Below are 8051 nucleotides of genomic sequence, written 5' to 3' on the forward strand. Positions count from 1 at the left end.
TCGGGGTGAGCGCGTACGGCGAGGAGGACGACGTCGTCGTCGGTCTCACCACCGAGTGCGGCCACGAGCTCATCGCAGAGCTGCTCCAGTGTCAGCCCTCGGCTTGCGAGGTCCTCGACGGCTGAGCGCAGCCACTCGAAGCCTTCATCGAGCGGGACGCCCCGGCGCTCGACCAGTCCGTCGGTGTAGAGCAGCACTGTCGAGCCGGGATCTAGGCTGACGGTGTGGTCGTGCCGGGGGCTGCCCACCGTCGCCCCCAGCAGCCGGTCGGCCGGGCGCTCCAGCAGCTCCGCCCGCCCGTCCGGGTGGAGGAGCACCGGTGGGGGGTGCCCGGCATTGGACCAGCGCAGGGTGCGCATCCCGGTCTCGGCCTCGGCCGGGGTCTGCTCGACCTTGGCCAGGACGGCGGTGACCAGGGTGTCGATGGCCAGGTGCTCGATGGCCTGGTCCAGGGCGCCGAGCACCCTCGCCGGCGGTTCGACCAGGGTGTGGGCGATGCCGCGCAGCACGTTGCGCACCTGCCCCATCGCCGCGGCGGCCTCCTGCCCGTGCCCGGCCACGTCACCGACGACCAGCTGGGTGCTCCCGTCGGAGACGAGGAAGGCGTCATACCAGTCCCCACCGACCTGCACCTCGTGCACGGCCGGGACGTAGCGGACGGCGATCTGCAGGTGATCGGGCTGCACGGGTGGGGTGAGCAGGCTGCGTTGCAGGGCCTCTGACATCTGCCGGCTGATCGTGGCCGCTGACCGTTCGGCCTGCCGCTGCAGCAGCCGGTCCAGCGCCTGCGCGCACTGCGCGGCGAACGCGGTGAGCAGCTCCACCTCCCCGACGGCGAAGTCCTGCGGGGATTCCCAGCTGACCGTGATCGACCCGAGCACCCGCTCCCCCACGTGCAGCGGCAACGCCGCCCACGCCTCCCGGCCGAAGGTGGCGTACCCCTCGGTCATCGCGGCCGAGAACGTCGTCCCCGCTGCGCGGTCGGGGATCAGCACCGGGCGGCCAGTCCGCGCAGCGACCGTCGCCGGGAGCTCCTCGTGCAGCGCGAGCGTGGAGTACATGCGCTGGGCGTCTGCCCCGAGGGAGTCGGTGAGGTGCAGGCGCAGGCTCGTTCCCTCCTCGTTGATCACCCCGACGGCGGCACCGTCTGCCCCCAGCACGGCCAACCCGCGCAGCACGATGCCGGTGAGCCCGTCAACGGTCTCCGCACCGCCCAGCTCCAGCGCCACCTCAGCCAGCGCCGCCAGCCGCCGCGAGGCCCGCGCCTCGGCCTGCCGGACCTCCCGCAGGTCCTGGTGGCGGGCACGCAGGTCCCCGGACAGCCGCTCCGACTGCCGCCGCAGGTCCTCAGCCACCGCCCGGGCCATCCGGCTGCTCTCCCGCTCGGCCATCAGCTCGGTCAGGTCATCGAGCGTGTTGAGGATGCCGACCGGCCTCCCGTCCGCGCCCAGCAGCGGGGTGTTGACCACGCTCCACCAGCGCTCGACCAACGTCCCGCCGTGCTCGATGGGATAGCGCAGCAGCGGCATCCGATGCGGGCGGCCGGTCCTCAGAGCTGTGCGCATCGAGACCCCGAGCGGGCCCGCCTCCCCCAGCCCGTCCGGGTCGGGGAACAGATCGAAGGTCCGGCGGCCGACCATCTCCTCCCGTGATCGCCCCAGAGAGCGCTGATGGGCCTCGTTGGAATCGACGATCACCAGGTCGAGGTCCAGCAGCGACGCCGGCGCCGGCCACGTATCGAACACCGACCGGTACCCGGCCAGACCTAGCGACTCCATGTGTCCTCCCAGGGGCATCAACCACCGGGGGTGCGAGGTTGGGTCGTGTGCGACCGGCTGACTCTACTGCCCACGACCCCGACCCCAGACGCGGTGTGACCTGGGACTGAGCCCCCTTGTCGGGGCAGCCTTCCCGCCCGCTGGAACAGCTGCGCATCCGATCCCGTGTGGTGTCACAGCCCATCCGGCTCAAGTTCAGGGCTCAACCAGCCGTACCGTGGGACAGCGGCCTCGTGACCACGCGGGGCGGTCAGCCACGGACTCCCTCACAGGGTGGCAGCCAGCCCGATGAGTGATCCCACCGGCACCCCGACCGGCTACGCCGATGCCTTCACCTCCTGGCACGCCAACCGGCCTACCCCGCAAGCCACCGACACCCGCCTAGCCCTCGAGCTCGGGTCGCTGCGCGGACTCAGCATGGTCCGCCGGCAGGTCCGGGACTTCCTGCTCTCCTCACTTGACGTCGGCCGCGACGACGACGCCTCCCCCACAGTCGAGGACGCCGTGGAGAAGGCCATCCTGGTCATCGACGAGCTGACCTCCAACGCCGTCCGGCACGGCGCCCTACCGGCCAGCCTGCGCATCGCAGACGAAGACGGCCACTGGCTCATCATCGTCACCGACGCCGCCCCCGACCGACTTCCCGCACCCGCGCGGGAGCGGCCCGCCGGAGGCGGCGGCTACGGGCTCTACGTCATCGCCGACCTCACCGCCACCCACGGCGTCCACTGCGAACACGACCGCAAGCACGTCTGCGCCTGCCTGAGCAAGCCCACCTGACCAGCTCCACGCAGCACCGCGAGGACCTCAGCGTCCACGCCAGACGCATCCGCTCCCGCCGCAGCACCCCGGGGTGATGACACGTCGGGTCCTTGGGAGCAGTTGGCAGCACTGGTGTCGGCAGCTCACAGGGCCCCTGATGCGAGGACAGCACCCCAGGCGACATGGATCGGCGTCAGAGCTCCGGCCCCCGAGGCGCTCGATATGTCCAGGCGGGAAACGCCCTAGTAGATGAAGGTCGCGACTGTGCCGCGCAGGTCGCTGGCCATCCGGGACATCGCTGCAGGTGGCCGGCTGGTCTGGGAGGTCGCCAACGCGGTGGAGGTGCCAACGTCCCGCCGTGGGCTGCGCACCGCCCGGCCACAAACACGTGCGGGCCAGCATCCTCTACTCGGTCTGACAGAGCTGCCCCCGTGACACCCGCCGGTCTGACCGGCTGGTGGGCGCGGGAGGGTCAGATGACCGGTGAGGTGAACTCGGCCAGCAGCCGGCGCAGGGTGCGAGCCCGGCGCGCCCCCAAGCTGGCCTCCAGCTCAGCGAGGATGCGGTAGGCCGCAGCGCGCAGCTCCTGCCCACGTGGGCTATAGCGGACCAGTCGCCCGCCCCGGCGGCACGAGTTGTCCACCAGCTCCACCAGTCCCAGGCGGTGCAGGCCGTCGATGAGTTGTCCGGTGGCCTGCCGGCTGTTGCCCAACCGGCGGGCCAGCTCCGCCGGTGGCGTTCCGCCCTCGTCCAAGACGGCGAACAGCAGCGTCTGGGCTGGACTCAGCCGCGGCCAACCCTCCTCCTCCTCCTCCTCCAGCAGGTCACGGGAGCGGGCGTCGAACCAGCGGCTGGCCAGCAGCAGCAGACGCGCCAGCGGTGGGTCAGGGCTCGCGATTCCCTCATCCATTAACCCAGGCTAACGACCTGGCCTCCCACCGTCAGGGTTCCTGACACTTTATGATCTCCCCGACAGACTGTTGCGCACGATGAAACCCTTTCAGGACACTGAGCGCGCCCGGCGCGCGACGGTGTGCGCATTCTTGGAGGCAGGCAGGAAGGTTGTAGTGGACGAGCCGGTCGACCCGCTGTCTCTAGATGTCGCGGAGGCCGATCGGCTGCGCGCCGAGCTGGCCATGGACGCCGCCGGGATCGGCACCTTCGACTGGAACCTGGTCACCGGGGAGTTGGACTGGGACGACCGACTGGTCGAGATGTTCGGCTACGACCCGGCCACCTTCGACCGCACCATTGAAGGGTTCAACGTCCGCCTGCACCCCGGCGACCTGGACCGTGTCACCCAGGCGCTCAGCACAGCGATCGCCACCTGCGGTGACTTCCAGGCCATCTACCGGGTGTGCCTGCCCAGCGGGGAGCTGCGGTGGATCTCCGCCCGCGGCCGCACCCTGTGCGACCCCGCAGGCACCGCGGTCCGGCTGCTGGGTGCCGCCTCCGACGTCACCAGCCAGCACGAGGCCGACCAGAGTGTGGCCCGGGTGCTGGAGGCCATGCCCGCGGCATTCTATTCCCTGGACCGGGACTGGGCCTTCACCTACGTCAACGCCCACGCCCAGCGCCTGCTGCAGCCGGTCAGCGGGGACCTGGTGGGCAAGAATATCTGGGAGGTCTTCCCCGACACGATCGGCAGCCCTTTCGAGACCTACTACCGCCAGGCCATGAACGCCGGCGAGCACGCGACCTTCGAGGCCTACTACCCGCCCCCCCTGGACGGCTGGTACGAGCTGCTGGCCTGGCCCAACCCCGATGGGCTGGCCGTCTACTTCCTCGACATCACCACCCGCCGGCAGGAGATCGAACGGGCCACCGCCGAAGCCGCCCGTGCCGCCCAAGCCGCCGCCCGGCTGGAGCTGCTGGCCGCGGTCACCGAGCAGCTGGCCGGCACCATGCAGGCCGAGACCGCGGTCGCGCGCCTGGCCCGCCTGGTGGTGCCCACGCTGGCCGACTGGTGCGTGGTGACCCTCGTCGATGACGAGGACACCGCCGGTGGGCGGCGCACCATCCGCGACGTCGGCTGGTGGCATGCCGAGCAGTCGATGCTGCCCGTCGTGGAGGCCTACGCCCGCGACCGCATACCCGCCCTGCGCGATGACGCATTCCTGCTGCAGGCCCTGCAGTCAGGCAAGCAGACCGTCCTTGAGCGCGACGCCACCACCCGCATCCGCACCGTCCTGCACCCCGGCCCGGCGATCGAGCAGCTCGAGCAGCTCGCGCCGGAGTCCTTCGTGGTCCTGCCGCTGCAAGCCCGGGAACGCACCGTGGGCCTGCTCACCCTGTTCAACAGCGCAGCCCGCGGCTCTTTCTCCGCTGACGACCTCACCACCGCCGGCGAGGTCGCCGCCCGGGCCGGCCAGGCCTTGGACAACGCCCGCCTGTACCGCCAGCAGCGGCTGCTGGCTGAGGAACTGCAGCACAGCCTGCTCACCGCCCCCCCCGAACCCGACCACGCCGAGGTCGCCGTCCGCTACCTGCCCGCCGCCGAAGCCGCCGCGGTGGGTGGTGACTGGTACGACGCCTTCCTGCAGGCCAACGGCGCCACCATGCTGGTGATCGGCGACGTCGCCGGCCACGACATCACCGCCGCCGCCGCCATGGGACAGCTGCGCGGACTGCTGCGCGGAGTCGCCACCACCGGGAACCCCACACCAGCACAGGTGCTTACCCGGCTGGACTCATCCATGGCCCTGCTGGACATGCACACCCTCGTTACCGCCGCGGTCGCCCGCTTCGAACAAGACATGGACGAACGCTGGCACGGGGTCACCCGGATGCGCTGGTCCAACGCCGGGCACCTCTCACCGCTGGTACTGGCCACCGATGGCACCGTCACCGACCTCGCCCCCGCACGCGCCGAACTCATGCTCGGCGTCCAACCGAACACCCCCCGCTCCGACGCGGTCATCAGCCTCGACCGCGGCGCCACCGTGCTGCTCTACACCGACGGGCTCGTCGAACGCCGCGACGCCGACCTCGACACCGGCATCGACCAGCTCAAACAGCTGCTCCGCGAACTAGGCCACCTGCCCCTCCAGCAGCTGTGCGACCAGCTCATCGACCGCCTGGTCTCCGGCCGACCCGACGACGACGTCGCCCTCGTCGCCGTCCGCCTCCACCGCCAAGACCAGCCCCGCCCCGCAGAAGCCGGCCCCAAACGGCTACCTGACCCCATCCCCGACGAGCCACACGAGCCAAAAGCCTCCACCCGCAGCTGACCGACGTTCTGTCGGTGGAGTCGGGAACGGTGCCGCGCATGGCAACACCTGAGGCCCTGGCTGACTACCGGCAACCTTTGGACCGCTACAACCAGCGGATCGACGAGATCGCCGACACGCTCCGCGGCGCGCCCCGCCCGGACATCCTCCGGGCACTCATCGAGGCGACCGCCGAGATCAGTGCCTGCGTCCCAGTCCGTCAGCTGGAAGTGATGGCCCGCCGGATCTCCGACGGTGAGGACACCGACGAGCCTGCCGAGGAGTGGCACATCGCCTGACCACTCCAGGACAAGTCGTTGCCGAACAAGTCAAATGTGACTAGTATTTTGGTCATGGTTACGCAGAGCCTGGCGTCGGTCAAGGCGTCGTTCAGTGAGGTCGTCTCCAACGTCGCGGGCACCCATGAGCGCGTCACCATCACCAAGAACGGGGCCCCGGTTGCAGTCCTCCTCGCCGCCGAGGACTACGAGTCCCTCGTGGAGACCCTCGCGATCCAGTCAGACCCGCAGGCGATGACTGACATCCGCCAGCCGAGCGCGACTTCGCTGCCGGCGAGGTACACGACGAAGCGGAGATTCGAGCCGCGCTGGCCGCGCGCCGAGCATGACCCCCGAGCCCTACACGGTCCTCCTGTCCCCTCAGGCCAAGCGCGCCATCGAGCGCGACCTGCCCGAGGCCGTGGCCGCAGCAGTCGTCGACTTCCTGTTCGGCGCCTTGGCCCAGAACCCGCACCGCGTCGGGAAGCCACTGCGCTTCGACCTCGAGGGCTACTACTCCGCCCGGCGCGGCCAGTACCGCGTCATCTACTCGATCCACGACGAGCAGGTCCAAGTCCAGGTCGTCCGCATCTCCCACCGAGCGGACGCCTACGGCTGATCCCTGGGGTCATCCGGCTTTTCGGTGTCGTCCGGCCGCTCAGCCCTGATCCACCGATAGGATTGGTCGTCCGCTGATTTCGGAGTTCGGCGGCTGCTGCGCGGTGGTGGGCGTGGCTGATCGACCGGCCTGTCCGGTTCTTCCACTGCGCGGTCTCCGGTCGTGCCGTCGGGGCGGCGGGTGGTCAGGTCGCTGCGGCGGCCGGCGGACTGGTCGCGGTATCAAAGAGCAGGCGCCAGGCCCCAGCCCATGGCCAGTCGCGTGGCAGATGCACCACGAGCTGGCGCCCGGTGGCCGCGATCCGCGCCGCAACCTGGATGATCTTGGTGCGGAGGGTGGCGAAGCGGGCGGTGGCCATGCCGGCGGCCACCGCGGCGGCGCGGGCGAGGTTGAACGCGATCACCGCACACGCCAGCCAGGCGGCGTTGGCCGGGTAGGAGCCCGAGGGCAGGTGCGCGAGCGGGCCGGCCTTGAGCTCGGCGATGACCTGCTCGACGATCGCGTGTGCGCGGTGGGTGAGGTCGGCCTCGGTCGTGGTCAGGGTCGAGTTGGTGATGAACGCGTGGTACCGCCAGGCGGTGAACAGCTCCTCCTGGCCGGCCGGCACCGACGCGGGGTTGAGCCGGGCGACCCGGCGCACCACGAGCCGGCAGGGCACGTGGTCGGCCTTGCGCCGCCCGGTGAACGCGACGAAGTCGATCTCGGCGACCTCGGCCTCGGAGATCCACTGCCGCGCCTGCTCGTCGAAGACGGCCTGCCGGTAGCGGATCGGAGTCCAGCCGTTCTCGGCGATGCCGGCGATCGCCGCGCGCACCTTGGGGTCCATCCGGGCGGTCACGGAGAACCAGCCCCCGGCGGTGAGCACGGCGCCGACCAGGGCGTGACCGTAGATTGCCGAGTCCGCTCGGGTGAGCAGCTGCCCGACCGCGCCGGCGCGGCGGGCGGTGCCGATCGCCCGGGCCGCCAACTGGCCGACCCCGGCCGCCGATGCGCTGTTGCCCCGCCGCAGCCGGGCGCCGGCGATCACCGGCGCGGCGATCGGCGTCGACACGGTGGCCACGATCGCGTTCAGCCCGCGCACCCCGGTGTAGCCGAACGCGGCGCCCTGCTTGGCGTAGCCGTGCACCTCGCGCACCGTGTCATCGATGTCGAGGTAGACGATCCCGGCCCGGCCGCCGCCGGCCAGCAGTTCCGGCACCCGGCCGGTCAGCCCCGCCAACAGCGCCGAGGCCGCGAGTCCAGCTGCTGGACATGCCCGTGGGTGAAGGTCCGCAGGTGCGTGCCCAGCGTCGAGGATGCGCGCACCCCGGAGAACAGCCGGCGCATCCCCCCGTGCCGCAGCACGTCCAAGTCATCGATGGAGTCGGCACCGGCGAGCATCCCGCCGATCACGCACACGGTCTTG

The 8051-nt window shown here is 71.0% G+C and carries 7 protein-coding genes and 2 pseudogenes; 5 read left to right on the forward strand and 4 right to left on the reverse strand.

Annotation, left to right across the window (positions count from 1 at the left end; translation table 11 throughout):
• On the reverse strand, nucleotides 1-1778 hold a 1778-nt coding region (locus FB380_RS23980; protein ID WP_166757872.1), incomplete at its 3' end, for a SpoIIE family protein phosphatase.
• A 288-nt stretch (nucleotides 1779-2066) separates the two neighbouring features.
• On the opposite strand from FB380_RS23980, the gene FB380_RS23985 reads away from it, so the two are divergent.
• Nucleotides 2067-2558, forward strand: coding sequence for an ATP-binding protein (locus tag FB380_RS23985; protein ID WP_166757860.1), 492 nt, complete (start codon nucleotides 2067-2069; stop codon nucleotides 2556-2558).
• A gap of 454 nt (nucleotides 2559-3012) precedes the next feature.
• On the opposite strand, the gene FB380_RS23990 is transcribed toward FB380_RS23985, so the two are convergent.
• Nucleotides 3013-3450 carry a MarR family winged helix-turn-helix transcriptional regulator gene (locus FB380_RS23990; RefSeq protein WP_166757861.1) on the reverse strand — a complete coding sequence of 146 codons (438 nt, stop codon included), beginning with the start codon at nucleotides 3448-3450 and terminating at the stop codon, nucleotides 3013-3015.
• Nucleotides 3451-3607: 157 nt separating this feature from the next.
• On the opposite strand from FB380_RS23990, the gene FB380_RS23995 reads away from it, so the two are divergent.
• From FB380_RS23995 to FB380_RS24010, 4 genes and pseudogenes are all read left to right on the forward strand, one after another.
• Nucleotides 3608-5770, forward strand: coding sequence for a SpoIIE family protein phosphatase (locus FB380_RS23995; protein WP_166757862.1), 2163 nt, complete (start codon nucleotides 3608-3610; stop codon nucleotides 5768-5770).
• 38 nt (nucleotides 5771-5808) lie between these two features.
• Entirely contained in the window at nucleotides 5809-6048 is a 240-nt protein-coding gene (locus FB380_RS24000; RefSeq protein WP_166757863.1) for a hypothetical protein, read from the forward strand.
• A 54-nt stretch (nucleotides 6049-6102) separates the two neighbouring features.
• Nucleotides 6103-6240: pseudogene (locus FB380_RS25135) on the forward strand (type II toxin-antitoxin system Phd/YefM family antitoxin); the annotation flags it as partial.
• Nucleotides 6241-6373: 133 nt separating this feature from the next.
• Complete coding sequence (locus tag FB380_RS24010) at nucleotides 6374-6646, forward strand: type II toxin-antitoxin system RelE family toxin (RefSeq protein ID WP_166757865.1); 273 nt, start codon at nucleotides 6374-6376, stop codon at nucleotides 6644-6646.
• A gap of 184 nt (nucleotides 6647-6830) precedes the next feature.
• Here FB380_RS24010 and FB380_RS24015 read toward each other — a convergent pair whose 3' ends face one another.
• Together FB380_RS24015 and FB380_RS24260 are read right to left on the reverse strand one after the other, a co-directional pair.
• Nucleotides 6831-7865, reverse strand: coding sequence for an IS1380 family transposase (locus tag FB380_RS24015; RefSeq protein WP_166757873.1), 1035 nt, complete (start codon nucleotides 7863-7865; stop codon nucleotides 6831-6833).
• A pseudogene (locus tag FB380_RS24260) lies at nucleotides 7853-8051 on the reverse strand (IS1380 family transposase); the annotation flags it as partial. The pseudogene FB380_RS24260 and the gene FB380_RS24015, both read right to left, overlap by 13 nt.

This window comes from Modestobacter marinus, assembly GCF_011758655.1.
GTDB lineage: Bacteria > Actinomycetota > Actinomycetes > Mycobacteriales > Geodermatophilaceae > Modestobacter > Modestobacter marinus.